General features: G+C 68.6%; 1 protein-coding gene. It reads left to right on the forward strand.

The features are described 5' to 3' along the window. The coding region (locus JHD59_RS22695; RefSeq protein WP_199155922.1) for a hypothetical protein at positions 1-210 on the forward strand (210 nt) is incomplete at both ends.

Here is a 210-nt window from a genome sequence, read left to right on the forward strand (position 1 = left end):
GCCCAGTCGGGCGTCGTGCCGGCGCACACCATCGTGGCGGCGGATGCCGGCAAGGTGCTGGAAGTGGGCGTGCAGGCGAAGAACGGGGCCAATGCGGTGGGTAACACCGTCAAGGTGGCGACCGATGGCACGGTGTCGGATGACAGCGGCAACAACAACCCGGGCGGCGGCAACGAGTCCGAGGGCGGCGACAACGGCAAGCCGATCGAT

Origin of the sequence: Chromobacterium sp. ASV23 (genome assembly GCF_016428945.1) — a bacterium.
Taxonomy (GTDB): Bacteria; Pseudomonadota; Gammaproteobacteria; order Burkholderiales; family Chromobacteriaceae; genus Chromobacterium; species Chromobacterium sinusclupearum.